This window comes from Paenibacillus sp. UASWS1643, assembly GCF_008693195.1.
Taxonomy (GTDB): Bacteria; Bacillota; Bacilli; order Paenibacillales; family Paenibacillaceae; genus Paenibacillus; species Paenibacillus amylolyticus_B.
Window position 1 is genome coordinate 15,561 of sequence record NZ_VXKZ01000086.1, and the last position, 25,284, is coordinate 40,844.

Genomic DNA, 25,284 nt, shown 5'->3' on the forward strand with positions numbered 1-25,284 from the left:
GATGGACCGTTACACACCGATATTTGTGAATACTTCAGGCAAGAAGTGCTGCGTGGTTGGTGGTGGACGTGTTGCCGAACGTAAAATTAAGGGATTGCTGCATGCCGAGGCACAGATTACGGTCATTAGTCCGGAGCTTACTCCCGTATTAAAACAACTGCATCATGAATCCCGAATTCAATGGATAGACCGGTCCTACCGCAATGGAGATTTGCGGGGGGCCTTTCTCGTATATGCAGCGACTGACCATTCAGAGGTCAATTCAACTGTGGTTCGGGATGCTGAGGCTGCGGGCATATTGGTGAATGACGCAATGTCTTCGAAGCACAGCAGCTTTATTACACCAAGCGTGGTAAGGCGCGGGAGATTAAGCATAGCGATATCCACAGCAGGAGCGGGACCGGCAGCAGCTGCGGAGATACGTGCCACACTCGAACAACAGTTCGGTGATGAGTATGAGACGTACCTTGAGTTTTTGCACCAGATGAGGACCGAGGTGAAGTCACGCGTATCATGTTCAAGTCTCAGAAGTACGTTGCTTCGGCAGTTAACTGAAATGCACATATTAGAAGATATTCGTACAGGCCATTTTCGGTGGTGGACCGAAGAAGAAATCGGGGACTGGATATCCCGTAATCAGGAGGAAGTGTAGATATGCGTACAATTAAAGTTGGAAGTAGACAGAGCGCGCTTGCGCTAACCCAGACAGGCCATGTCATTCAGGATTTACGCGATATTTGTGAGCGGGAAGGATTAGCTTTTGACTTTGAAGTACATAAGATTGTTACCAAGGGAGATCTCATTCTGGATGTAACGTTGTCAAAAGTCGGAGGCAAAGGTTTGTTTGTCAAAGAGATTGAACAAGCGATGCTTGATCGTACGATTGATATGGCTGTGCATAGCATGAAGGATATGCCTTCCGAGTTACCCGAAGGATTAATCAATGGTGCTATTCCCCGTCGTGCAGATCCACGGGATGCGCTGATCTCTAATGGTGAACTAACTCTGGATCAACTGCCAGAAGGAGCTAGAGTCGGAACAAGCAGTCTGCGCCGATCGAGTCAATTGAAAGCCTATCGTCCAGATTTGCAATTGGAATCGATTCGCGGCAATATTGATTCCCGTCTGCGGAAGCTGGAGACCGAAGGATTCGATGCGATTATTCTGGCAGCTGCAGGATTGTACCGTATGGGCTGGGAAGACCGAATCACAGAGTACCTGACTGAAACAGCTTGCCTACCGGCAGTGGGTCAAGGCGCGCTTGGTATCGAATGTCGTGAAGACGATGAGGAACTGTTGCACTTGCTGCAGCTGTATAATGATCCTGAGACAGCATTTCCTGTACAGGCGGAACGCCGTTTTCTCAGTGTATTGAATGGGGGCTGCCAGGTTCCGATCGGTGCTCATGCGGTGTGGGTGCCTCAGCAAGATGCAGATTCCCTGAATGGTGAAAACACGTTACAATTAACAGGTATGGTCGGTACGCCGGATGGTGGACTGATTCTTAAGGAAGTTCTGATCGGCAAGGACCCGGTTCGTCTGGGTGAAGAAGTGGCTTGGAGATTGATTGAACGGGGAGCAGAGCAGATACTGGCAGAAGTTAGGGGATGAAGACATGGTGGGAAAGGTCTTTTTGGTAGGGGCAGGTCCTGGCGATGCAAAGCTGATTACGGTAAAAGGGTGGGAATCCATCGGTAAAGCTGATGCTGTAGTCTATGATCGTTTGGCAAGTCCGAGATTGTTGAAACAAATGAAACCCGGCGCAGTAAAGATTTACGTGGGCAAGCGCCCGGATCGGCATACGATGAAACAGGAAGAGATCAATCAACTGTTGGTTGATCTGGCGCTTGAAGGCAAGGTTGTAGTTCGACTTAAGGGTGGCGACCCGACGATCTTTGGACGTGTAGGCGAAGAGGCGGGTTTGCTGCACAAAAACGGAATTCCGTTTGAAATTGTACCTGGGGTTACCGCTGCAATAAGTGTACCTGCGTATGCCGGGATTCCCGTCACTCACCGTGACTATGCATCTTCCATCTCTATTATTACGGGGCACGAGAGTCCGGACAAGCTTGATCGCAGTATCCATTGGGATAAAGTGACGAATGCAACGGGCACACTTGTATTTATGATGGGGGTTGCCAAAATTGGATATATCAGCGAACAATTGATTCGTCATGGTCGTCCAGCGCAAACACCGGTAGCTCTGATTCGTTGGGGAACACGAGCGGAACAGGATACCCTTATAGGTACCCTTGAAGATATAGAAGCGAAAGTGATCGCAGCCAATTTCCAACCACCAGCTGTTATTGTGGTGGGAGATGTCGTCAATCAGCGGGAACAGTTGAAATGGGCAGAAGCGCTGCCGCTGTTTGGCAAACGAATTCTGGTAACCCGTGCTCGCAGTCAGGCGAGTGAACTGGTGAATCGCATTGAGGAACTCGGCGGCGAACCGTATGAGTTTCCAGTTATTGAGACGGTCATGCCGTCCAGTGAATCTGCGCAGCAAAGTGTCAAAGACGCCTTCAGTGCTTTAAATACCTATGACTGGGTGTTTTTCACAAGTGTGAACGGCGTGGAGTTTTTCTTCCGCCATCTGGAACAGGAGGGCAAGGATATTCGCTCGATTCATCAAGCGAGAATTGCTGCCGTAGGACCTTCCACAGCAGACGCTTTGCGCAAACATGGCATCGTTGCTGAGGTGGTCAAAGGTCCTTTCCAGGCCGAAGGCATGCTTGAGGCTTTTGAAAGTGAACTGAAGGAAGGCCAGAACGTACTGCTTCCGCACGGTGATCTGGCCCGTACATGGTTATGTGACCAGTTGAGAGAACGAGGGCTTCAAGTCACTGAAGCCATCACCTACGATACGATCCTCGCTGGTGAGGATGATGACGAACTGCTTAAGCTGCTTGAAGAAGGTGGTATTCATGCGGTGACCTTTACAAGTTCATCGACGGTTACCAATTTCATGAGTATGTTGAAACGTATGGGACTGCAAGATCCACTGCCTTTATTGAAAGATGTGGAGGTTGCGTGTATCGGACCTGTTACAGCGAAAACGGCAGAAGCCGCTGGACTAAAGGTTACACTGATGGCAGAGGAAGCAACGATGGATAGCTTGATCACAGTGCTATGCGACTGGAAACGGACAGGCACCAAAGAAGGCGCTCTTCGAAATTAATACACATGTAATCATGTCAACATATGAAGCGTGCTGAATTCGATAGGATACCAGCGCGCTTCCCTTTTTGCTCTATTTAACTTTCAGGGAGGTTTTACACGTATGAGTTTTCCAATTGTACGGCATCGCCGTTTACGCCAATCTACAGGTATTCGTAATATGGTCAGAGAGACCCATCTAACCGTGGATGACTTTATTCAACCGATCTATGTGACGTATGGAGAGAATGTAAAATCCGAAATTAAATCCATGCCTGGCGTATTCCGCTTCTCGCTGGATCGTCTTCAGGAGGAAGTAACGGAAATTGCCGAGCTGGGAATTCCAGCCGTGTTATTGTTCGGTATTCCCGAGACTAAGGACAGTGTGGGTTCATCTGGCTTCGCTGAAGATGGCATTGTGCAGGAAGCGACGAGATTGATCAAATCCTGGTACCCGGAATTGCTGGTTGTTGCGGATACTTGCTTGTGTGAATTCACGGATCATGGTCACTGCGGTATGGTACACACCGTGGAGATTGACGGCCATATCTGCGGAGATGTATTAAATGATGAATCACTGGATCTGCTCGTGCAAACGGCAGTGTCTCAAGCCAAAGCAGGAGCGGACATCATTGCACCGTCCAACATGATGGATGGATTTGTACAGGCAATCCGTGCCGGGCTGGATGAGAATGGATTCAGTCATATTCCGATCATGTCCTACTCTGTCAAATATGCGTCGGCATTCTATGGCCCATTCCGCGAAGCAGCAGATTCAACGCCGCAATTCGGGGACCGCAAATCATATCAGATGGACCCGGCCAATGCGCGTGAAGCTTTACGTGAAGCAGAGACGGATGTGCTCGAAGGAGCGGACATGTTGATGGTTAAACCTTCGTTGTCCTATCTTGATGTCATGCGTACGATTAAGGATCAATTTGATCTTCCGCTTGTTGCCTATAATGTAAGTGGCGAGTATGCCATGGTTAAGGCCGCGGCGATTCAAGGCTGGATCGATGAGAAAAAAGTTGCCATGGAAATCCTGCTCAGCATGAAACGCGCAGGTGCAGATATGATCATTACCTACTACGGAAAAGACGCTTCACGCTGGTTGGCTGAGAAATAAAATAAATTATATTAAGGAGGATATTCATGACTGCACAACAAGGTAATCGACGCAATGATGAGCGCTCACGCAGCGCGTTTGAGGAAGCTAAGCAGTACATACCCGGGGGTGTGAACAGCCCTGTACGCGCATTCAAATCGGTGGGACTTACTCCGATCTATGCAGAACGCGGCGAAGGGTCCAAAATCTACGATATTGATGGCAATGTTTTTATTGACTATGTGGGATCGTGGGGCCCACTCATTATGGGACATGCACACCCTGACGTTGTAGAAGCTTTGCGTGAGACAGCCCTCAAAGGAACAAGCTTTGGTGCGCCTACCTTGCTGGAGACCGAGATGGCAAAGCTGGTCTGTGAGCGTGTACCTTCTATCGATATCGTGCGGATGGTTAATTCCGGTACGGAAGCAACGATGAGTGCCATTCGACTGGCACGCGGGGTAACCGGACGCAGTAAAATTCTGAAGTTTGAAGGATCATATCATGGACATGCGGACAGCTTGCTGATCAAAGCGGGTTCAGGTGTTGCAACACTGGGTCTACCGGATAGTCCAGGTGTACCTGAAGGTGTAGCTGTGAATACAATTACGGTACCTTACAACGATCTGGAGTCCGTTAAGCTTGCTTTTGAACGTTATGGTGAAGAACTGGCCGCTGTTATTGTGGAACCTGTGGCAGGTAACATGGGGGTTGTACCTCCGGCTTCCGGTTTCCTTGAAGGCCTGCGCAGTTTGACGACCCAATATGGCAGTCTGCTTATTTTTGACGAAGTCATGACCGGTTTCCGCGTAGGATTGAACTGTGCTCAGGGACGGTATGGGGTTACACCTGACCTGACTTGTCTGGGTAAAGTTATCGGTGGCGGACTCCCGGTTGGTGCTTATGGTGGTCGTCGGGATCTGATGGAACAGATTGCACCTACGGGACCGATCTATCAGGCAGGTACATTGAGCGGGAATCCGCTGGCTATGGCAGCAGGGTATACCACGCTCAAATTGTTAACACCAGAGGTCTATGACCGTCTGGAGACATTGTCTGCACGTCTGCAAGCCGGATTCGAGAAAAATGCAGCTGAGACGGGTATTGCGATAACCATTAACCGTGTGGGTTCCATGGTTTGTCCATTCTTCAGTGCCGTTCCAGTAACCAATTATGATATTGCCAAAGAAAGCAATCTGGATCAATTCCGTCGTTATTTTGCGGCCATGATTGATCAAGGTGTGAGTGTTGCGCCTTCGCAATACGAAGGCATGTTTGTCTCTGGTGTGCACACGGAGCAGGATATTGACGATACGATTGAGGCGAATCGTAAAGCTCTTCAATCGCTATGACCATCAAAAGTTGGAAACGCCGCGGGGAATGGCTGGAGCTGATGCCAGGGAAAGCCGTAACAGGCAGTTTGGACAAACAGATGGCCGCAGAGCAATGGCTATTGTCTGAGCTGCAGTTTCCGGAGAAACTGCTCCGTCAGCTGAAAGCAAACCGAGGAATACAACTTGCAGGGGACCGGCTTCGGCTGGCCCTTTTTGCGTCCCAGCCAATCGATGTTGAGTCACGCTGGGCTGATGTGGATGTATTGTATGAGGATGATTTCTGTCTGGTTATGCACAAACCGGCAGGCATGAAACTGCATCCAGATGGAAACCGTGCCGATCAGGCCATCACGCTGGATCATGTGGTTGCCTCTTATTATGAAATGAACGGAATACAGGCAAGCGTACGCCATGTTCATCGACTGGATGAGGATACAACCGGACCTGTTCTGTATGCCAAAAATGCTTTTGCCCTCGCCAAACTGGATGAAGCGATGCGTCGCAAAGAGATTGGCCGCCATTATGTTGCCATTGCAGGTGGACAAATTCCCCTTGAACTCCACAAAATTGATGCTCCCATTGGCAAGGACAGACATCACAAACAGCGCAGGCGTGTCTCGGAAGGTGGACAGGAAGCTGTTACCCATGTGGAGATTGTCGAAGTATGGGAACGAGCAACCCTTGTACGATTAAAGCTGGATACAGGACGTACACACCAAATTCGTGTACACCTGAGTTACGCGGGACACCCGCTTATTGGTGATGCGTTGTATGGAGGTAGAGCGGATGTCATTGGGCGACAAGCACTTCACGGAGAGATGCTTAAGTTTAGTCATCCTTTAACCGGAGCCGTGATTGAAGTGGATGACCCTTGGCCGCCCGATTTCACACAATTGGCAGAACGTGAAAAGGTGTATTCATAAATGAATATAGAGCGAACTTTACTAGTTACACGAGAACGGAGAAGACAGAAATAACGTGAAGAAACGGAGCGTTCGCCTAAAAACTTTCTGAAAGAAAGCTGCTTCGGAAGCATAAGCTATCCCCGGATTTTCCCTTTGAAGAAGGGAATCGAAAAATCTGGGGATAACAGTGATCGGAAGGTTATTCTGTCATCGAAGTGGCTAGGTGCAACATTCTCTATTTCGCTTTATATAACAAGGTTTTTCAAAAGGTGGCATGCTCATCTCATTCAAGGCATATAGATGGGGTAACGAAGGATTTGGACCATGGATCAGTCCCATGAGAAGGATCATGGTGAACATATGCCGAAAGGAGGACGCCACCTTTGTTGAATCAACCTTATGGTTTGCGGTTCGATATTTATGAGCGCGTTCATTTGTCTGAGGGAGTCCCTGCGATTGAGGAATTGGAGGAGATTGAACTATACCCGCGCATTCAAGTCATAGGGCAGGATGATCATGCCACGTTAAGAGGACATCTTTTACTTACAGGTGCGTACAGAGGAGAAAATGAGGCTTCAGAGGAGCTCAAACATTTCATTCCCGTGGAGATCACAGTGCCGCTGAACCGGGTCAGATCGATTGAGGATATTTCCATCGAGATCGAAAATTTTGACGTGGATCTGTTATCCAATCGCAGTCTGAACATTACAGGCGTGTTGTCGCTGCGAGGTATCGAGGGCTTTCCTGTTGAAGAGCCACAAGTGTGGTCAGCAGATGAGTTTACAGTTGTCCACTCACCTGATGCTCAGCAATCCAACCGTTCCGATGAAGCAGCACAGACAGGCAGCAGCGACCCCAACACATTTGCACAAGAGTACCTGCTCCAGCGGAGTGAGGAAGAGAGACTTGCGAATGCAGCAGAACTTGCCTATGGTGCTCCGGAATTCGCTGACCTGTCCACAAGGGAAGAGACATTAAGGAATAGCGAAGAATGGCAGCAGGAATATGCGGATTCGTCATCGGAAGAGCCACTTCAATCTGAGGAGCAAAGTGCAGAGTACGCTAACGAAAACAGACAACCTGATGCAAACGAAGATCCCGCCTCTCTGACAGCGAATGGGGATGAATTGGCATCTCATGAGCAATACAGCGAACCTTCTCCGATCTCGTCATTTATGGCTGAGACCGCAGATCGGTTAGCTTCTTACCCTGAGTCGGAACCATTGCTGCCTCTGGAAGATGAGTCTTCGGGTTGGTCCGAGCCTTCGGTGGATGCATTGCCTGCGAACTCGAGAAGTGCAGATCAAGCAGTCCCAGAGCCTGCTGCTCAATCATCTAATGAGTTCGCAGCACCAGATGTGCCGGACGGACCTGAAGTATGGCATTTCGAATCAGCGAGATCTGTACCTCAGCAGGAGAATCAGGCAGTTGCCGATGTCCCGGGCGAATCACAGGCGGAGAACTGGCAAGGTGTATTTGCTTCGTCCGAACCAGGCAACGCTGAGGAAGACCGACCGTCTTTTGAAGCGACTGGGGTAGACGAGTTCGTACAGAACGAAGCATTTGTTCCTGAACCTGTGGCTGAGACGGAAGACAAGCCGGAGCTGAAGGTTGCTTTTGGCAGCAAAAAAGAATCCGCGCCACGGCAAGAAGAGGGCGTGGGTATCTCCTCCTTGTTATCCTCCGGCAGAGCGGCACGCGATGCTGAAGTGGAGCGAGGCGATGAGGTTCCTGCGGGTGTGGTACAGGAAGAAACATATCCAGCTGATGATGTGGAATGGAAGAACCTCTTTCTGGGAACAATCGTGGACCAGACCCCATTCCGCAAGGTGAAACTGTGCATCGTTCAGCGAGAAGATACACTGGATGCCATTGCAGATCGATATCAATTGAGCACGAGGGAACTTCAGTTGTATAACCGATTATCTGAGCAGGTTGTGGAAGAAGGTCAGATATTATACATCCCTTAATTCGCAGTTAAAGCCTTCGTTACGGCCCGTGATCCCCTTGAGGATTACGGGTTTTTTCATGATTCGTCCTAAACCTGCATTCCAGTGCTCTTTATCCGCAGTTGTCAGGTTGACTATCGCGCACGAGCAAGGTATGATGTGTGTAGGTTTTTTGAAGAACAACGTGGAACGGGAGTAGTAGACAGTATGACCTTTCAGAGAGTGGAATTGCAGCGCTGTGAGATTCCGCAGGAACCAACTGATCGAAGTCGCCCGGGAGTTGCCTGTTTGAATACAAGAGATGAATGAGATCTATCGTCATTTATTTCTGAGGTAGGATGGGCCGGTAGCAGCCGTTATCTGCTTGAAGTGTCACGTCATGTACAGAGGGTGAAGTCTATCTTGCTGTAGGCGTGAAACAAAGGTGGTACCGCGAAAGCTAACCTTTCGTCCTTTGATGGATGAAAGGTTTTTTTTGTTTTTTTTGGCGAAGATGATGAAGTAACGGAGGAATGACACATGTCTGAGGAAAAAAAATCAGCTGCAACAGAAATGCCGACCACTTACGATCCTAAGGCGGCAGAGGACAAATGGTACTCCACCTGGATGGAACGTGGATATTTCAAAGCCGGTCAACGTAAAGATGCCGAGCCGTATACGATTGTAATTCCACCCCCAAATGTGACCGGGATGCTGCACATCGGGCATGCGCTCGACTTTACACTGCAGGATATTCTGATCCGCACCAAACGGATGCAAGGTTATGACGCACTGTGGCTTCCCGGTTCGGACCATGCAGGTATTGCTACCCAAACCAAAGTGGAGCAGAAGCTACGTGAAGAAGGTCTGACCCGTTATGATCTGGGACGCGAGAAGTTTCTGGAGAAAGTATGGGATTGGAAAGATCAATATGCCACAACCATTCGTCAGCAATGGGGCAAAATGGGTCTGTCGCTTGACTACTCACGTGAACGTTTTACGCTGGATGAAGGTCTGTCCCAAGCGGTTCGCAAAGTATTTGTTCAACTGTATGAAAAAGGCCTTATTTACCGAGGCAAACGCATCATTAACTGGGACCCGGTGAACCGGACAGCTTTGTCCGACATTGAGGTTGAATATAAAGAGGTTCAGGGTCACTTGTACCATCTGCGTTATCCGCTCAAAGACGGAAGTGGCTACGTTACAGTGGCAACAACGCGTCCTGAAACGATGCTGGGTGATACAGCGGTTGCTGTTCATCCGAAGGATGAGCGTTATGCAGATATGATTGGTAAAGTACTTGTACTGCCTATCATTGGACGCGAAATTCCAATTATCGCTGATGATTATGTGGATAAAGAGTTCGGAAGTGGTGCAGTTAAAATCACGCCTGCGCATGATCCAAATGACTTTGAAGTAGGTCTTCGTCATGATCTGCCTCAAATTACGGTAATGGATGAGAGCGGTACAATGAATGCTGAGGCAGGCAAGTATCAGGGACTGGATCGCAGTGACTGCCGCAAGCAGATTGTTGCTGACTTGAAAGAGCAGGGCGTATTGATCAACATCGAGGATCACACGCATCAGGTTGGACACAGTGAACGTACCGGGGCTGTTGTTGAACCGTATCTGTCTACCCAGTGGTTTGTTGAGATGAAGCCACTTGCAGAGCGAGCGATCAAGAAACAACAGAGCGGTGAAGGGGTTAATTTTGTTCCAGACCGTTTTGAGAAAACGTATCTGAACTGGATTGAAAACGTTCGTGACTGGTGTATTTCCCGTCAACTGTGGTGGGGACACCGAATTCCTGCCTGGTATGATGAGGAAACGGGTGAAATTATCGTATCTGCTGAAGATCCGACATTGCTCCCAGAGAATGCTGGCCGCAAGTTGAGACAGGACGAAGACGTACTCGATACCTGGTTTAGCTCCGGCTTATGGCCGTTCTCGACACTAGGCTGGCCGGAAGATACGGAAGATCTGCAACGTTATTATCCGACAAGTGTTCTTGTGACAGGGTATGACATCATATATTTCTGGGTTGCACGCATGATTTTCACTGCATTGGAATTCACGGATGAGATTCCGTTCAAGGATGTACTGATGCATGGTCTTGTTCGTGATGCAGATGGACGCAAAATGTCCAAATCACTGGGTAACGGTGTAGATCCGCTGGATGTGATTGAGAAATACGGAGCAGATGCAATGCGTTACATGATCTCAACCAGCAGCACGCCAGGTCAGGATCTCCGTTTCCGTTGGGAACGGGTGGAACAGGCACGCAATTTCGCCAACAAGATCTGGAATGCTTCGCGCTTTGCATTGATGAATCTGGAAGGATTCACCTATGAGGAACGTGACATTAGCGGAGAGCTTGGTACAGCGGATTATTGGATTTTGCATCGTCTGAACGAAACTTCCCGCGATATTACGCGTCTAATCGAAGCGTATGAATTTGGGGAAACGGGTCGTGTGTTGTATAACTTTATCTGGGATGACCTGTGTGACTGGTACATTGAGTTTGCTAAGCTGTCCTTCTATGGGGAAGATCCGGTTGCCAAAAAGAAAACACAATCCGTGCTTGCTTATGTGCTGGATCAGACCATGCGCCTGATTCATCCGTTTATGCCATACATCTCCGAAGAGATCTGGCAGCATCTGCCGCATGAAGGTGAGACCATTACGCTGGCATCATGGCCGGTATATGATCCTGCTCTTGAGAACCCGGAGGCTGTTGCCGAGATGAACCTGCTCATGGATACCATTCGTGCAGTGCGAAATATTCGTGCAGAAGTGAACGTGCCGATGAGCAAAAAAATCGAGTTGATGGTCAAAGCAAATAGTGCTGAGACGTCCAGCATCATTGCGCGTAACAGTCACTACATCAAACGTTTCTGTAATACGTCCGAGTTCGATAGTGGGCTGGATTTAAACTCACCGGATAAGGCAATGACTGCGATCATTACGGGGGCAGAACTATACTTGCCGCTCGCAGGTCTTATTGATATCGAGCAGGAAGTGGCTCGTTTGGAGAAAGAGTTGGAGAACCTTGAGGGCGAAGTTCTCCGTGTAGAGAAAAAGCTGGCGAACGAAGGCTTTGTTGCCAAAGCTCCTGCCAAAGTTATTGAGGAAGAGCGCGCCAAGCAAGCAGATTATTCCGATAAACGGGATAAAGTGATTGCACGAATCAAGGAACTTAAAGGTTAATATATTTGGGTCGGATGGAGAGCCATTATGCCATCCGGCCGCTTTTTTCACTCAAACTCGGGACCGAAGGTGAATCAGATGACGGAATTAGACGGGACAGATGCAGCAGCTCCTTTACTTACGTATAACGAGGCCGTGGACTGGATCAATGGCCTTATTCCTTTTGGCATCCGACCTGGATTGGAACGAATCGAGAGTCTGATGTCCATGTTAGGCAACCCACACCAACGTCTCAAATTTATTCATGTCGCGGGAACGAACGGCAAAGGTTCGACTTGCGCTTTTTTGACGTCAGTGCTTCTTCAGGCTGGATATGATGTGGGTACCTTTACGTCGCCTTATATCACCAAGTTTACAAACCGTTTTCAATACAACGGTGAGGATATTCCTGAAGAAATCCTGCTTAAGCTTTCGAACCGATTACATCCACTGGTCATGGAAATGGCCTCCACTCCGCTTGGATCACCCACGATGTTTGAGGTGTCCACGGCTCTCGCGCTTCTGTACTATGCAGAGGAGTGTTACCCTGACGTTGTGGTATGGGAGACGGGGCTAGGGGGAAGGATGGACGTAACGAATATTGTCGCACCTGTTGTGTCCGTCATCACCAACATTGGTATGGATCATACGGATGTGCTTGGAGATACGATTGAGCAGATTGCTGGAGAAAAGGCAGGTATTATCAAGCCGGGAGTACCCGTTGTAACTTGCGCGACTCAGCCCGAAGCTGTGAAGGTGATTCAGGAGAAAGCACAGCAGCTTCAATCAAGCGTGTATTTGGCTGGAGACCAATTCTCTTATCATAGACTGGACAGCAATGAGAACGGACAATCTTTTCATTTTACAGGCCCGTTTCGTGATCTGGACGTTCGCATACGCATGCAAGGCTCACATCAATGTGACAATGCAGCGGCTGCACTTATGGTGCTTGAATTGCTTAGACAATACATGGCATTTATGCTGGATGACAACGATATCGCACTTGGACTGGAGAATGCTTTCTGGGCAGGAAGATTCGAAAAAGTCGTCGATGAACCCCGAATTGTGCTCGATGGAGCACATAATCCGGAAGGTGCAGAGTCACTGGCCAAGAGCATTACGGATGTCTATCCGCACAACAAGTTAATTTTGATGATGGGTATGTTGGCAAATAAGCATCACGAAGCGTATTTGCAGCATATACTGCCACTAGTGGATACGCTGATCCTGACCGAGCCAGATTTCCGACGCAAAATGGATGCAGCCGAATTGCTGCAGATTGTCGAACGGGTACGTCCCGCCATTGCGAAGCAGGAACTGGAAATCATCGTCGAGCCCGAATGGGCAAAGGCACTTGATCTATTGAAGTCACGGACGGAAGCGGAAGATCTGGGGGTGGTCTCCGGCACACTGTACCTGATTGCGGATGTGCGGGCAGCCCTTTTGCATCAAACCGATTCTGAAAAAGGTTGGTGAAAGTTTTGTTAAATACATCGGAACACGTTCATTTTATAGGGATTGGCGGATACGGCATGAGTGCCATCGCAAGAGTTATGCTGGAAATGGGATACACCGTTACCGGATCGGATGTCGCTTCACAGGAGTTGACCGAGAAGTTGGCAGCCAAGGGAGCGAAAATATATATCGGACATACGGCAGAGCACGTTACTGGAGCTGACCTGGTTGTCTACTCTACGGCAGCGCCTGCTGATAATGTGGAACGGGTAGCCGCAGCTGAGCTGAATATTCCGATTCTGCATCGTTCCCAGATGCTTGCACGTTTGTTGAACGAACGTAAAGGTGTGGCAGTGGCTGGAGCTCACGGGAAAACAACCACCTCATCCATGATTGCACTTGTTATGGAGAAATGTGATACGGACCCGACATATATCATTGGCGGAGAAATCATGAATGTGGGAACCAACGCCAAGGCAGGCCAGGGTGACTGGGTAGTCGCTGAGGCGGACGAGAGCGATGGTTCATTTTTGCAGTACCATCCATGGCTCGGTATTGTAACCAATATTGAGGCAGATCATCTGGAGAATTACAACAGTGATTTTGAGGAGCTCAAAAAGGCTTATGTGCAGTTCCTGAGCCAGATTCGTCCGGAAGGAACAGCGATTGTGTGTTCTGACGACGAGAATGTTCAAGCGATTTTGCCAGAACTCAAGTCACGGATTACAACTTATGGTATTGATCGTGCTGCAGATTATACGGCAACGGATATTGTATTGGGCGATCGCCGTATCTCCTTTACGATGAATCATCAGGGTGCTGCTATGGGCACGGTGGAATTATCGGTGCCGGGTAAGCATAACGTTTATAATGCGATGGCTACTGTGATTACCTGTCTGGAAGCAGGCATTCCATTTGAGAAGATTGTGGCAGCTATCATCCAGTTCCACGGAGCCAAACGCAGATTCCAGGTATTGGGCGAGGCGCGCGATATGCTGATCATCGATGATTATGCTCATCACCCAACTGAGATTGAAGCTACCATTAGTGCAGCCAAAGCAACGGGCAAACGTATTATTGCGGTATTCCAGCCACAGCGTTATACGCGTACGTTCTTCCTGCTGGATGCGTTCAGCCGTGCTTTCGCGGAAGCGGATGAGGTGCTTATTACGGATATCTATTCTCCTGCGGGCGAAAAACAGATTGAAGGGGTAACCTCAGCCAAACTGGTTGAACTGATTGTTCAAAACAGTAATGCTTCTGCACGTTACCTCCCTACAAAAGAAGAAGTTGTAGCTGATCTGCAGCATCGTTTGCAGCCAGGAGATCTTGTGATTACGATGGGTGCAGGTGATATTTGGAAAGTCGGCGATACACTTGCCAAAGGTTTGAAATAAATCAATTGAGAAAACGCCTGTCTTCGATACGAAGCAGGCGTTTGTTTTGCGTTATATGGAATGTATTCCCCAGTCTCTGCATATAGCTGATATAAATGGGACAAAGGAGAGGGTACGGGTGAGCAATGCTAGAATGACGTTTCGCTTCGGGGATCATGAGTCGGACAAGCCTGAAAACAAGAGGAGTTCCGCGTCCAGTCCCTTGGTGACGTTAAGTGAAGAGTTACCGCATAATCAACCGCTAACGCCTAAGCAGATGGATACAACCCCATCATGGACGCCTGAGGATATCCCCGGAGACTGGGGAGAGACGGTGCTGACAAGCTCTACTGTACCTGAACCTGACGAGCGGGTGAGCCCTGATTCGAACTTGAACTTGGATGAGGCTCATTATTTTCGAAACCGTTCCGGTTACGGTTATGTTAATCACACCGATAATCCGGAGGAAGAGCGTCTTGATCTGTCCAATACCCATGATGATCAAGGCCACGACTGGCTTGCAGATTCGGAGAACTATTCCTATAAGCGAAATCGCCCTCCAAGGGGATGGAAAATGATTGGTTCTGTCACTGGGGCACTTGTTACCGGAGCCCTCTTTGGTATGGTAATTCTTTCATTTTTTAATAAAGAAGGAGCCGTCAAGCCAGGCGATCTTCTTCCCGTCAATCAGGCAGTTTCCACTGTGACGGGTCAGGAGGGGGCTGCAGGTACAGAACAGCAGGTTCAGACAGCGGCTACTGGCAGCACGTATTATGCACTTCAATACGGCGTGTTCAGTTCTCCTGAACGAGCTGAGCAGGCCAAGCTTGAGCTGGCTCAGGCTGGTATAGCCGCAGGGTCTGATCCTGAAGATGGCAATCGAGTATATGCAGGCATTTCGGCTGATCGTGAAGAGGCCAAGCTACTTAGCTCCAGGCTAAAAGCTCAGGGAGTCGAACTGTATGTCAAGGAGATCGTGAACCCTGAGATCAATCCGGCTATATTCGGTGGCAAGCAAGAGGATGTGCAGCTTTTCTTCACAAACAGTTCTGCACTGGTCGAACAATTGTCTACCTTGTCCATTCAGCAGTTGGGACAATCCGCACCGACAGCAGTCTCTGCAGAAACGATGACCGCGATTCAGAATAAGCACCAGTCGTGGTTAACCGGTTTGAATAGCCTCTCACCCGGCCTGACTGCGGAGGTACAACCTATTGTTGGTGGAATGGAGAAATCAATGAACGATGCAATAACGGCTATTGCAGAGTACAACAAGAACCCGGATGATGTGCACATGTGGTCCGTGCAGTCTGATCTGATGGAATATGTACTACAGCAGAAAAAATGGCTCGAAGCGATTAAGCAGTAACATGCTCTTTCCCATAACAACGCTTGGAAATACCCATCCGGCAAGGAACTGGAAATAGTTCCCCTTGCCGGATTTGTGTTTGTATTGACGTACAAAACCCCGTATAATAATGTGGGTGTCAAAAAATGGCGAGGGAAGATTACCGATGAAAAAAAACTTCGGCATGTTATTGCTGTTTCTGCTGCTCGGCTGGATGGCCGGAGCGTGGATCGCCAAGGCACTGCAGCCTGTAAAGGCAGTAGCCTTTCTTACGAAAGCCACGACCATACGTTGGTCACCACAGGCTGATCTGGATATTATCAGTTATGATATTTCACTTCAATTTCAAATGAGCCTTCTGAGTCTGATCGGTATGATTGCCGCTGTGTGGCTGTATCGCAGACTGTAGGAGAATGACGAGTTATGACGAAAAAAAATTAAACCAGTGACATCTATTATCGTGATCCGGACAGGATGTTGCCGTGGCATAAGGAGCCGTTCATTTTGGATAACACACAACAGCGCCCTATTATTCTGGCCTCCACATCGCCTCGGCGCAAAGAACTGATCGCATCACTCCACCTAGCGTTTGATGTAATACCAAGTCATGCCAATGAAGATACACCACCAGAGTGGACACCTGAACAGACGGTACAGGAACTTGCTTTGCGCAAGGCGCTTGCCGTGTATCGCGGGCTTGAAGGCCGCGAGCAGGAAGCCATTATTGTTGGTAGTGACACCGTTGTTGTTCTGGATGGTGAGATTCTAGGCAAACCCTTGGACGAAGCGGATGCTGAACGTATGTTATCGCGGCTGCAGGGCCGCGTGCATCGGGTGTTCACGGGCGTCGCTTGTATTGATGCGGGCAATGGACAGTCGTTAGTTCATTACCGCCAGACCGATGTAACGATGAAAGAGCTGTCGGATGCGACCATCCGTGCTTATGTGCAGACAGGTGAGCCTTCAGATAAGGCAGGATCATATGCCATTCAGGGCATTGGTGCTTCACTGATCGACCGCATTGAAGGATGTTATTTTAATGTGGTTGGCTTGCCGCTATCCTTGCTAAGTGATATGTTGGACGGGTTCGGCGTACATGTGTTGCCACGAACATGAATGAAGTCAAATGTTGTGAAATGAAAAGAGGGAACATATGGAGTCGCCTCAATACATGATGCGCGACATCCCCCAGGAAGAACGCCCGAGAGAACGCATGATGGAATACGGGGCGGGCGCCTTAAGCCATGCTGAATTGCTGGCAATTTTACTTCGAACAGGTACAAGACAGGAATCCGCGGTGCATATGGCACAGCGGATTCTGGCCGAAGCGGGTGGCATTCGCTCGTTAATGGATTTGAGTCTGGAAGAACTGACCACGATGAAAGGGATCGGCAATGCCAAGGCTGTGCAATTGAAAGCTGGCATTGAGCTGGGTCATCGGATTGCCAAGAGCAGACTCACACAGTCGACCTCAATACGTACACCGCGTGATGCAGCTGATATCCTGATCGAACAATTGCGTTACTTGCAAAAAGAACATTTTGTGTGTCTTTTTCTGAATAGCAAAAATCATATTATTGCCCAGGAAACACTCTCCATGGGTAGCCTCAACGCTTCGATTGTACATCCACGTGAAGTGTTCCGGGCTGCCATCAAATGCAGCAGCGCATCGATTGTGTGCGCACACAACCATCCGAGTGGTGATCCTACGCCCAGTCCGGAGGATATCCAAATAACCAAGAGACTGATTGAAGCAGGCGCTATTGTTGGCATTGACGTGCTTGATCATATTATTATCGGAGATGGAACGTACGTAAGTTTGAAGGAGAAGGGCTTAGTATAATATAATGGTTGGCGTTGATGTTTTCCTATGAATGTTAACGGCGTTGTCCGTAAAAGATAGGTTCACTTTACAAATGCAAAAAAACAAATGCGAATATTAGCTCCACGTATTGCGTGGGAATAAAATTATTACGCTCTGGATCAGAATGGAGCGGCTATATGAGGCAGAAAAGGAGATTATGTTATGTTTGGTGGTTTTACGAAAGATTTGGGTATTGACTTGGGGACAGCAAATACGTTGGTTTATGTACGAGGAAAAGGAATTGTGGTGCGAGAACCTTCGGTTGTCGCTATACGGACAGATACAAATAGCATCGAGGCAGTAGGTGAAGCCGCCAAAAAAATGATTGGACGTACACCAGGTAACATTCGTGCCATTCGTCCAATGAAAGATGGCGTTATTGCCGATTTCGATACAACGGCAACGATGATCAAATATTTCATCCGTGAGGCGCAGAAACAGCGCTCCATGTTCCAGCGTCATCCAAACGTGATGGTATGTGTACCATCCGGGATCACGGCAGTAGAACAACGTGCGGTTGAAGATGCAACCAAACAGGCTGGAGCACGTGAAGCCTATACGATTGAAGAGCCTTTTGCTGCTGCAATCGGTGCAGATCTGCCTGTATGGGAACCAACGGGTAGTATGGTTGTCGATATTGGTGGCGGTACAACAGAAGTGGCTGTTATCTCTCTTGGTGGTATTGTAACGAGCCGTTCGGTTCGTGTAGCAGGTGACGAGATGGATGAATCCGTTATCCAGTACATCAAACGCCAATACAATCTCATGATCGGTGAGCGTACATCGGAGCAATTGAAGATGGACATCGGATCAGCTATGCCATTGGAACAAGTAGAAACGATGGAAATTCGTGGACGTGACCTTGTAACAGGTCTGCCGAAGACAATTACGATTACTTCGGACGAGATCAGTGAAGCGCTGGCTGATACCGTGAATGCAATTGTTGAAGCGGTAAAAGTAACACTGGAAAAATGCCCGCCTGAACTTGCTGCCGATATCATGGATCGGGGTATCGTTCTTACAGGTGGTGGGGCGTTGCTTCGCAACCTGGACAAGCTTCTCGCTGGTGAGACAGGAATGCCTGTCATCGTGGCTGAGAACCCGCTGGATTGTGTAGCAATCGGAACAGGTAAAGCGCTAGAGAATATTCATTTGTTCAAGAGCAGAAGCAGTTCGGCAGTTCGTTCCAAACGTTAATTGGTATTTGCCTTACTTGGCATAGCGACCAAGTGGCAAGATATCTTTATAGAGGACCCGGTTAACCCCGGGGATGAGCTATTACCCGCTTAACAGGGGAGGATCGGCTGATATTCTTGCAGGGACTACAGGTCTGACAGTCTCCCCGCCGGGCATGGCTCGGAAGAGAATATGGATGTTAGAGGGTGTTCGAACTGTTTAAACTGCTAGGCAACAAAAGACTTTTTGTTTTGCTGGTGGGCCTTGTTACATTTATCGCGTTAATGGGCTTTACGCTCAGTCCGCGAACCACTCTATCCTGGCCGGAGAAATTCCTGAAGGATTCAGTTGGATTTGTACAATACGTATTTTACAAGCCCGCTTCCTATGTAGCGGGCTTTTTCAAAGATGTAGCGAACATGCGTACGGTATATGATGAGAATGAAGAGCTTCGCATCGCGATGGGACACTATACCCGGGATCGGCTGAAGTACAATGATATGGAGCAAGTGAATGAGCAGCTTCAGAAAGCGCTCAATTTCACCGAAGAGCAGAAGAATCGCTATAATTACGGTTCTCGAATAGCCCAAGTTATCAGTGCCAATTCGGATCCAAACAGCAGAACCATTAACATTGACATCGGTGAAAATGCGGGAATCAAGCCGGGGATGGCCGTTACCTCCCAGGAAGGGCTGGTCGGCGTGATCAGTCATGTCAGCTCATATACATCAACGGTTAATCTGTTAACGTCCATGGATGCCAATGATCCGACATCTAATGCCATTGCAGCAACGGCAGTAGGTAAGGAGAAAGTATTTGGTATGATTGAGAGTTATGATCCGAAGACGGGCATGCTCAAGATGACCAAAATCTCGGAGGATTCAAACATCAAAAAGGGTGATGAGATCATCTCTTCGGGAATCATCAATAACTTTCCCAAGTATATGCGGATTGGTGAAGTGGAAAAGGTTGAAGTTGGGGAGTACGGTTTAACTCGGACTGCGATTATCAAACCATATGCAAGTTTCCTTGACTGGAAAGAGCTGATCGTCATTATCCCGCCTGAGGTAAAAGAATAATGGTAACGCGCAAGCAAGTTTTGTTCCTGTTACTATTCGTTTTGTTCATTGCAGAAGGCACAATTTTGCCGCTGCTCATCCCTTCTGGCTGGCAGATGCGTATTTCTGCCAATCTGGTCTATATCGTCATTTTGTTTATTGCTGTATATCATCATCGACACACGGCACTAGTACTCGGTATATTTTTTGGACTATTGCATGACGTTGTATTCTACGGCGAGATGATTGGACCTTATGGATTCTCGATGGGATTATCGGCATATATGATGGGACTCATTTTTCAAGCACCACGTGCACCACTGCCGGTTATGGTATCGGTTGTCATTTTGGGGAGTCTGCTTAATGACACCATGCTATTCTTCCTGTACAAGCTCTTCCAACTTAACCACGTGACCTTTGACTGGGCGTTGATTGAATACATGATTCCTAATTTGTTCATTCATTTTGTGTTTGCCTTGATCATATATGTCCCGCTTCGGAAACAACTGGAGCGGATCGGCAAAAGACGGAGCAAGACAGAAGAAGCTTCCTAAATACATTTATGGAGCGCAAAGCAGGAACTTGGGGCCCCGGGCACGAAATGTAATGAGATGGGAGGGACAGGCTTATGACGGTAAAATCGAATCACGTAACGATTAAAGGCATCCGAGACGGCCTGGTTTTCCTGTTGGACGATCAATGTGAATTCGAGGAATTGCTCTATGAGCTCCGCTATAAGCTGGAACACAGCCATCAAAATATTTTGACCGGACCGATTGTTCATGTGGATATCAAGTTGGGTGCCCGCGAAGTGACAGAGGGCCAGAAAGAAGCAATTCTCGATATATTGAAACAAAAAGGGAATCTGCTTATTCGATCCATCGACTCACCTGCACTCCAACCGGAGGTTAAAGGACCGCCGCCGATTGTAACCATGTGTGGTATGGTGCGTTCAGGTCAGGTGCTTCATCATGAAGGAAATCTCCTGTTTCTTGGGGATATCAATCCGGGGGGCACAGTGACGTGTACCGGAGATATATATGTGTTGGGTTCACTCAGAGGTATGGCTCATGCCGGAATTGGCGGGGACGAGGAAGCGATCATTGCCGCTTCGGTATTTGCACCGACGCAGCTACGGATTGCGGATATCATCAGTCGTCCTCCCGATGAATGGGAGAGCCGAGAGACCGGAATGGAATTTGCTTACTTACAGGACAATCAGATGCAGATAGACAAAATGAGCAATATCGTTCGGTTACGCCGAGATTTTAATGTGTTTAAAGGAGTGTAGCTCATGGGAGAGGCGATCGTGATCACTTCGGGTAAAGGCGGCGTGGGTAAAACAACCACCTCGGCAAACATCGGGACAGCGCTGGCGCTGCTCGGCAAAAAGGTTTGTCTGGTAGATACCGATATCGGCCTTCGTAATTTGGATGTCGTGATGGGACTCGAAAACCGTATTATTTACGATCTGTGCGACGTTGCGGACGGCCGCTGCCGTCTGAATCAGGCTTTGGTCAAAGACAAGCGTTTCGAAGAATTATACATGTTGCCTGCGGCGCAGACGAGAGACAAAAACTCAGTGTCGCCAGAACAGGTCAAGGATATTATCCTTGAATTGAAAAAAGATTTTGAATACGTTATTATTGATTGCCCAGCCGGCATAGAGCAGGGTTTCAAAAATGCGGTAGCAGGAGCAGATCAGGCCATCGTGGTCACTACACCGGAAAATGCTGCAGTGCGTGATGCGGATCGTGTCATCGGCCTGCTGGAGAGTTCACACATTCAATCACCAAAGCTGGTGGTGAATCGAATTCGCAATAATATGGTTAAATCGGGTGACATGTTAGATATCGATGGTATTTTACAAGTACTTAATATTGACCTGATTGGCATCGTGCCTGATGATGAACTGGTCATCAAAGCTGCCAATTCAGGAGAACCTACGGTCATGAATCCGGATTCACTTGCGGCGATTGCGTATCGGAATATCGCACGACGCATTCTGGGAGATACGGTCCCATTGATGCAGCTGGAGCAGAAAAAGGGAGCTTTTACTCGTTTCAAAAAGTTCTTCGGAATGGGTTAACTCGTTAAACGAACTTATTCATAAAGCAATTACATGACAGCCGTGGCTTATAGCCCGGCTTTTTTTGTTACCTGCGGGCAGGCTTGTTCATATTATCAACCACCTCTTCATAGGATGTAGTAAACAAGCCTCGGCGGGAGGACATTTCATGAACACGAAACTCAGAATCAAGCAGAGACGAGAAGAACGCATTCGGCGACTGATGGATGGTGCCACTGAGGAGGTCTTACAGGAGCAAAAAGTAGGTTCGCTATTGGACAAGAATGAGATCATACACCCGAAACCATTTACGCCTAGTGAAGGTATACAGGAAAGAGATCCGGAATGGTTGTGGAAAAAAGAGAATGGTCATTTCGTTCCAGGGGGGCATTCGAGATTTAACTTGTTCAAGTCACTTCTCAAACGGACGGTCATTAGCGCTTTGATATTTGGCGGAGTATGGGGTCTATTTCAGTTGGATACATCGTGGACGACATCACCCAAAACAGTCATTGCGGATGCACTCCATCGAGATATGGATTTTGCCTCAGCAGCGGCTTGGTATGAACGGCATTTTGGAGGAACGCCTTCATTTCTTCCGGTCCTCGGACATACGACGGATGCAGTGAACGGATTGAAAGTAAGGCAGTTACTGGGCAAACCGATCTCAGGCACAGTGGTTCAGCCATTCGCGCTGAGCATGAAGGGAATTGAGATCGTTCCGGATGCCGCAGGTGCAGAACTTATACAGGTCGCAAGTTCTGATGCTGGGCGTGTCATGGAGGTTATCGGCGATGCAGCAAGTGGATTCACAGTTGTCATCCAACATACAGGCAATGTCACGGCAATATATGGTCGGCTGAACGAAAGTGAAGTGAGCGTGAACGATTGGGTAGAAGCGGGGAATCCAGTGGGGAGTCTCAAGGCTACGGGTGGTGAACAACCGGCCACGCTCTATTTTGCAGTCAAAGAAGGGGAGGAGTACGTAGACCCGGCGGAAGTTGTTGCCCTTGATTAGGGTGTGGGGAGTCCGTATTACGTTTCATCCGTTCTTTGTAATTATCATGATGGCCTCCCTCGTGACTGGACATTTTATTGAACTTATTACGCTGTTTGCCATCGTATTCATTCATGAATGTGGACATGCTGCTGCGGCTGCCCTTCTGGGCTATCGTGTCTTGTCGATCCAGATGCTTCCTTTTGGAGGAGTAGCGGTTATTGAAGATGGAGGTACGATCACGGCCTACCGGGAAATCATGATTGCTCTCGCAGGTCCATTACAAAACATGCTGATGGTTGGCGTGGTTATGCTGTTGCAGTATAGCAATCTCGGCGACCCGGTTTTTCTCAACTATATCATTCAGGGGAACCTGCTCATTGCCCTATTTAATCTGCTGCCTGTACTTCCTTTGGACGGAGGTAAAATTGTTCAAGCACTTGTCAGTCTGTGGGCACCTTACTATACAACTTTAATGTGGACTTACAGAATTAGCATCCTGTGTAGCGTAGGAGTTGTTTTGTATGCGATCAGCCGATGGTTTACTGGAGACTATGGCTTACCGTTAAACATTCTGTTAATCGGCCTTTTTTTGTTCTATTCCAACGTAACGGATTACCGAAATGTGCCCTATCGCTTTATTCGTTTTCTTATGAATCGAGAGGGTGCGTTCGCTCGTCACGCGGCTACTGGCAGTTTGGCGCAGCCAATAATCTCATTTCCAGCGAAACCTTTGGACACTATTTTGCGTCTATTAAAGAGAGAAAGATACCATATGGTATACGTGATGAACAGACAGGGTCGAATTATGGCCGTCTTGCCTGAGCAACGGATTATCGGTTCCTATTTTCAACAAAATGGTGATAAATTGTAGAGTTCTGGTGGACCTGTTCTGAAATGGGTTAATACATGTACAATGAGAATTGCAAAGATACTGAAATGGATGTGGATGAATTGAATTGTCTTCTAGAGGTGAAGCCATGAAACAAATGATAGTACATAATGAACATAACCTCATGCAAATGGCGCTTCTGGAAGAAGGCAAAGCTGTGGAATTTACGGCAGAGCGTACACGCGAGCGTGGACTGCTGGGTTCCTTTTTCAAGGGACGGGTCGTGAATGTGTTACCGGGTATGCAGGCTGCTTTTGTGGATATTGGTCAGAAAAAGAATGCGTTTCTTTATGTGGACGATGTGTTGCATCCTCATCTGGAGAAACAGCCCAAGGTGAAGCCTTCCATTTCGGAGTTGCTTCGTCCGGGTCAGGAAGTCATTGTTCAGGTTCTGAAAGAACCGGTAGGAGGCAAGGGAGCCCGGGTGACGACTCATTATTCACTCCCGGGCCGTTGGCTTGTCTACATGCCTGTTGCTGACTATGTAGCGGTATCCAAGAAAATTGCCCGTGAAGGGGATCGTTCCCGTCTTAAGGCACTTGGGGAGCAACTGAGGCGGGATGAAGAAGGACTTATTATTCGAACCGTATCTGGAGAAGAGCAGCATGAAGCCATTAAGTCGGACTTGGAAACATTACGCGCGCAGTGGTGTCTGATTCGTGAAAAAGCGGACAGTTTGCCTTCACCAAGCCTCTTGCATCGGGATCATAGCATGGTACAGCGAATCATCAGAGATGTGTATACGCCAGGGAGTGACGAAGTCATCACTGATAGTGAGGGACAAGCCCGTGAGGTAAAAGCATTGCTCGAAGAGATTAGTCCTGGTCATCAACCCAAAGTACAGGTGTATCGGGGAACAGAATCCATCTTTGCTGCCTATGGTGTGCAGGAACAGTTGAATAAGGATTTTGCCCGGAAAGTGTGGTTGCCCGGAGGCGGATACATTGTCATTGATCATACCGAAGCTCTGACTGTAGTGGATGTGAACACGGGTAAATATACGGGAGCTGGCGGTGACAGTCTGGAAGAGACCGTGACAGAGACCAACATACAGGCAGCAGTGGAGATTGCCCGTCTAATGCGCCTGCGGGATATCGGTGGCATGATTATTGTCGACTTCATTGATATGGAGGAAGCCTCGAATCGGCATGAAGTCGCGGCAACCTTGGAGGGTGAGCTCAAGAAGGATCGGACCAAAGCGTTTGTAATGGGTTGGACCAAGCTGGGCTTGCTCGAACTTACCCGTAAGAAAGTGCGGGAAGAAAGTACGCTGCCCTATGTGGAGCCGTGTTCTTCCTGCCATGGTACGGGAAAAAGATATATTTCACCTTTGCATTGATTTTTGATATATTGCGTGATATAATCTTCAAGTATGTGTTTAGCCTAATGGTCTTGCACATGCTGTAACCGCACTGGCCGGGTATAAGAACAGTTCC

The 25,284-nt window shown here is 48.4% G+C and carries 22 protein-coding genes and 2 other annotated features (1 of these 24 cut by a window edge); all 22 genes read left to right on the top strand.

Annotation, left to right across the window (positions count from 1 at the left end; genetic code table 11):
- Nucleotide 1: 1 nt before the first annotated feature.
- The 22 genes from FE296_RS01640 (at nucleotide 2) to FE296_RS01745 (ending at nucleotide 25,187) form a co-directional block, all read left to right on the top strand.
- Nucleotides 2–652 (top strand): precorrin-2 dehydrogenase/sirohydrochlorin ferrochelatase family protein, encoded by a 651-nt coding sequence (locus FE296_RS01640; protein WP_150364103.1) that lies wholly within the window; start codon nucleotides 2–4, stop codon nucleotides 650–652.
- 2 nt (nucleotides 653–654) lie between these two features.
- Nucleotides 655–1,611 (top strand): hydroxymethylbilane synthase, encoded by a 957-nt coding sequence (hemC, locus tag FE296_RS01645; RefSeq protein ID WP_150364104.1) that lies wholly within the window; start codon nucleotides 655–657, stop codon nucleotides 1,609–1,611.
- A 4-nt stretch (nucleotides 1,612–1,615) separates the two neighbouring features.
- Entirely contained in the window at nucleotides 1,616–3,178 is a 1,563-nt protein-coding gene (gene cobA / locus FE296_RS01650) for a uroporphyrinogen-III C-methyltransferase (RefSeq protein WP_150364105.1), read from the top strand.
- Nucleotides 3,179–3,280: 102 nt separating this feature from the next.
- Nucleotides 3,281–4,282, top strand: coding sequence for a porphobilinogen synthase (gene hemB / locus FE296_RS01655; RefSeq protein WP_017692601.1), 1,002 nt, complete (start codon nucleotides 3,281–3,283; stop codon nucleotides 4,280–4,282).
- Nucleotides 4,283–4,308: 26 nt separating this feature from the next.
- Nucleotides 4,309–5,613, top strand: a complete 1,305-nt coding sequence (hemL, locus tag FE296_RS01660) for a glutamate-1-semialdehyde 2,1-aminomutase (RefSeq protein WP_047841187.1) — start codon at nucleotides 4,309–4,311, stop codon at nucleotides 5,611–5,613.
- Nucleotides 5,610–6,518 (top strand): RluA family pseudouridine synthase, encoded by a 909-nt coding sequence (locus FE296_RS01665; RefSeq protein ID WP_150364106.1) that lies wholly within the window; start codon nucleotides 5,610–5,612, stop codon nucleotides 6,516–6,518. Before hemL ends, FE296_RS01665 begins: the two co-directional genes overlap by 4 nt.
- Before the next feature lie 365 nt (nucleotides 6,519–6,883).
- Nucleotides 6,884–8,470 carry a LysM peptidoglycan-binding domain-containing protein gene (locus FE296_RS01670; RefSeq protein ID WP_150364107.1) on the top strand — a complete coding sequence of 529 codons (1,587 nt, stop codon included), beginning with the start codon at nucleotides 6,884–6,886 and terminating at the stop codon, nucleotides 8,468–8,470.
- A gap of 155 nt (nucleotides 8,471–8,625) precedes the next feature.
- Nucleotides 8,626–8,907, top strand: a binding site (T-box leader).
- Nucleotides 8,908–8,968: 61 nt separating this feature from the next.
- Nucleotides 8,969–11,635, top strand: a complete 2,667-nt coding sequence (locus FE296_RS01675; RefSeq protein ID WP_150364108.1) for a valine--tRNA ligase — start codon at nucleotides 8,969–8,971, stop codon at nucleotides 11,633–11,635.
- 78 nt (nucleotides 11,636–11,713) lie between these two features.
- Nucleotides 11,714–13,090: a bifunctional folylpolyglutamate synthase/dihydrofolate synthase gene (locus FE296_RS01680; RefSeq protein ID WP_124117791.1), complete on the top strand. Its 1,377-nt coding sequence runs from the start codon at nucleotides 11,714–11,716 to the stop codon at nucleotides 13,088–13,090.
- A gap of 56 nt (nucleotides 13,091–13,146) precedes the next feature.
- Nucleotides 13,147–14,466 (top strand): UDP-N-acetylmuramate--L-alanine ligase, encoded by a 1,320-nt coding sequence (gene murC, locus FE296_RS01685; RefSeq protein WP_240662258.1) that lies wholly within the window; start codon nucleotides 13,147–13,149, stop codon nucleotides 14,464–14,466.
- Between the two features lie 118 nt (nucleotides 14,467–14,584).
- The gene (locus FE296_RS01690) at nucleotides 14,585–15,814 is read left to right on the top strand and encodes an SPOR domain-containing protein (protein WP_190944988.1); all 1,230 of its coding nucleotides are present in this window, start codon (nucleotides 14,585–14,587) and stop codon (nucleotides 15,812–15,814) included.
- Nucleotides 15,815–15,959: 145 nt separating this feature from the next.
- Complete coding sequence (locus FE296_RS01695; RefSeq protein ID WP_047841183.1) at nucleotides 15,960–16,202, top strand: DUF4321 domain-containing protein; 243 nt, start codon at nucleotides 15,960–15,962, stop codon at nucleotides 16,200–16,202.
- A 95-nt stretch (nucleotides 16,203–16,297) separates the two neighbouring features.
- Nucleotides 16,298–16,909, top strand: a complete 612-nt coding sequence (locus FE296_RS01700; protein ID WP_036673538.1) for a Maf family protein — start codon at nucleotides 16,298–16,300, stop codon at nucleotides 16,907–16,909.
- Nucleotides 16,910–16,946: 37 nt separating this feature from the next.
- Nucleotides 16,947–17,636, top strand: coding sequence for a RadC family protein (gene radC / locus FE296_RS01705; RefSeq protein ID WP_124117728.1), 690 nt, complete (start codon nucleotides 16,947–16,949; stop codon nucleotides 17,634–17,636).
- A gap of 183 nt (nucleotides 17,637–17,819) precedes the next feature.
- Nucleotides 17,820–18,854 (top strand): rod shape-determining protein, encoded by a 1,035-nt coding sequence (locus FE296_RS01710; RefSeq protein WP_017692612.1) that lies wholly within the window; start codon nucleotides 17,820–17,822, stop codon nucleotides 18,852–18,854.
- A gap of 185 nt (nucleotides 18,855–19,039) precedes the next feature.
- Nucleotides 19,040–19,912 (top strand): rod shape-determining protein MreC, encoded by an 873-nt coding sequence (gene mreC, locus FE296_RS01715; RefSeq protein WP_091011898.1) that lies wholly within the window; start codon nucleotides 19,040–19,042, stop codon nucleotides 19,910–19,912.
- The gene (gene mreD / locus FE296_RS01720) at nucleotides 19,912–20,445 is read left to right on the top strand and encodes a rod shape-determining protein MreD (RefSeq protein WP_036605906.1); all 534 of its coding nucleotides are present in this window, start codon (nucleotides 19,912–19,914) and stop codon (nucleotides 20,443–20,445) included. The genes mreC and mreD overlap by 1 nt, the downstream gene beginning before the upstream one ends.
- Nucleotides 20,446–20,519: 74 nt before the next feature.
- Entirely contained in the window at nucleotides 20,520–21,182 is a 663-nt protein-coding gene (minC, locus tag FE296_RS01725; RefSeq protein ID WP_124117732.1) for a septum site-determining protein MinC, read from the top strand.
- 3 nt (nucleotides 21,183–21,185) lie between these two features.
- Entirely contained in the window at nucleotides 21,186–21,980 is a 795-nt protein-coding gene (minD, locus tag FE296_RS01730; RefSeq protein ID WP_053783092.1) for a septum site-determining protein MinD, read from the top strand.
- 148 nt (nucleotides 21,981–22,128) lie between these two features.
- Nucleotides 22,129–22,977 (top strand): M23 family metallopeptidase, encoded by an 849-nt coding sequence (locus tag FE296_RS01735; RefSeq protein WP_150364110.1) that lies wholly within the window; start codon nucleotides 22,129–22,131, stop codon nucleotides 22,975–22,977.
- On the top strand, nucleotides 22,970–23,830 hold the full coding sequence (locus tag FE296_RS01740; RefSeq protein WP_150364111.1) for a M50 family metallopeptidase: 861 nt from the start codon (nucleotides 22,970–22,972) through the stop codon (nucleotides 23,828–23,830). Before FE296_RS01735 ends, FE296_RS01740 begins: the two co-directional genes overlap by 8 nt.
- A 106-nt stretch (nucleotides 23,831–23,936) precedes the next feature.
- On the top strand, nucleotides 23,937–25,187 hold the full coding sequence (locus FE296_RS01745; protein WP_124117737.1) for an Rne/Rng family ribonuclease: 1,251 nt from the start codon (nucleotides 23,937–23,939) through the stop codon (nucleotides 25,185–25,187).
- Between the two features lie 56 nt (nucleotides 25,188–25,243).
- Nucleotides 25,244–25,284 (top strand) — a sequence feature (ribosomal protein L21 leader region); it runs 44 nt beyond the window's last position.

Coding starts and splice junctions, on each gene's coding strand:
- murC (WP_240662258.1), top strand. CDS start 13,147: ATGAGTGCCATCGCAAGAGTTATGCTGGAAATGGGATACACCGTTACC.
- FE296_RS01710 (WP_017692612.1), top strand. CDS start 17,820: ATGTTTGGTGGTTTTACGAAAGATTTGGGTATTGACTTGGGGACAGCA.
- minC (WP_124117732.1), top strand. CDS start 20,520: ATGACGGTAAAATCGAATCACGTAACGATTAAAGGCATCCGAGACGGC.
- FE296_RS01735 (WP_150364110.1), top strand. CDS start 22,129: ATGAACACGAAACTCAGAATCAAGCAGAGACGAGAAGAACGCATTCGG.
- FE296_RS01745 (WP_124117737.1), top strand. CDS start 23,937: ATGAAACAAATGATAGTACATAATGAACATAACCTCATGCAAATGGCG.
- FE296_RS01680 (WP_124117791.1), top strand. CDS start 11,714: ATGACGGAATTAGACGGGACAGATGCAGCAGCTCCTTTACTTACGTAT.
- hemB (WP_017692601.1), top strand. CDS start 3,281: ATGAGTTTTCCAATTGTACGGCATCGCCGTTTACGCCAATCTACAGGT.
- hemC (WP_150364104.1), top strand. CDS start 655: ATGCGTACAATTAAAGTTGGAAGTAGACAGAGCGCGCTTGCGCTAACC.
- FE296_RS01675 (WP_150364108.1), top strand. CDS start 8,969: ATGTCTGAGGAAAAAAAATCAGCTGCAACAGAAATGCCGACCACTTAC.
- FE296_RS01665 (WP_150364106.1), top strand. CDS start 5,610: ATGACCATCAAAAGTTGGAAACGCCGCGGGGAATGGCTGGAGCTGATG.
- FE296_RS01640 (WP_150364103.1), top strand. CDS start 2: ATGGACCGTTACACACCGATATTTGTGAATACTTCAGGCAAGAAGTGC.
- radC (WP_124117728.1), top strand. CDS start 16,947: ATGGAGTCGCCTCAATACATGATGCGCGACATCCCCCAGGAAGAACGC.
- FE296_RS01695 (WP_047841183.1), top strand. CDS start 15,960: ATGAAAAAAAACTTCGGCATGTTATTGCTGTTTCTGCTGCTCGGCTGG.
- minD (WP_053783092.1), top strand. CDS start 21,186: ATGGGAGAGGCGATCGTGATCACTTCGGGTAAAGGCGGCGTGGGTAAA.
- cobA (WP_150364105.1), top strand. CDS start 1,616: ATGGTGGGAAAGGTCTTTTTGGTAGGGGCAGGTCCTGGCGATGCAAAG.
- hemL (WP_047841187.1), top strand. CDS start 4,309: ATGACTGCACAACAAGGTAATCGACGCAATGATGAGCGCTCACGCAGC.
- mreD (WP_036605906.1), top strand. CDS start 19,912: ATGGTAACGCGCAAGCAAGTTTTGTTCCTGTTACTATTCGTTTTGTTC.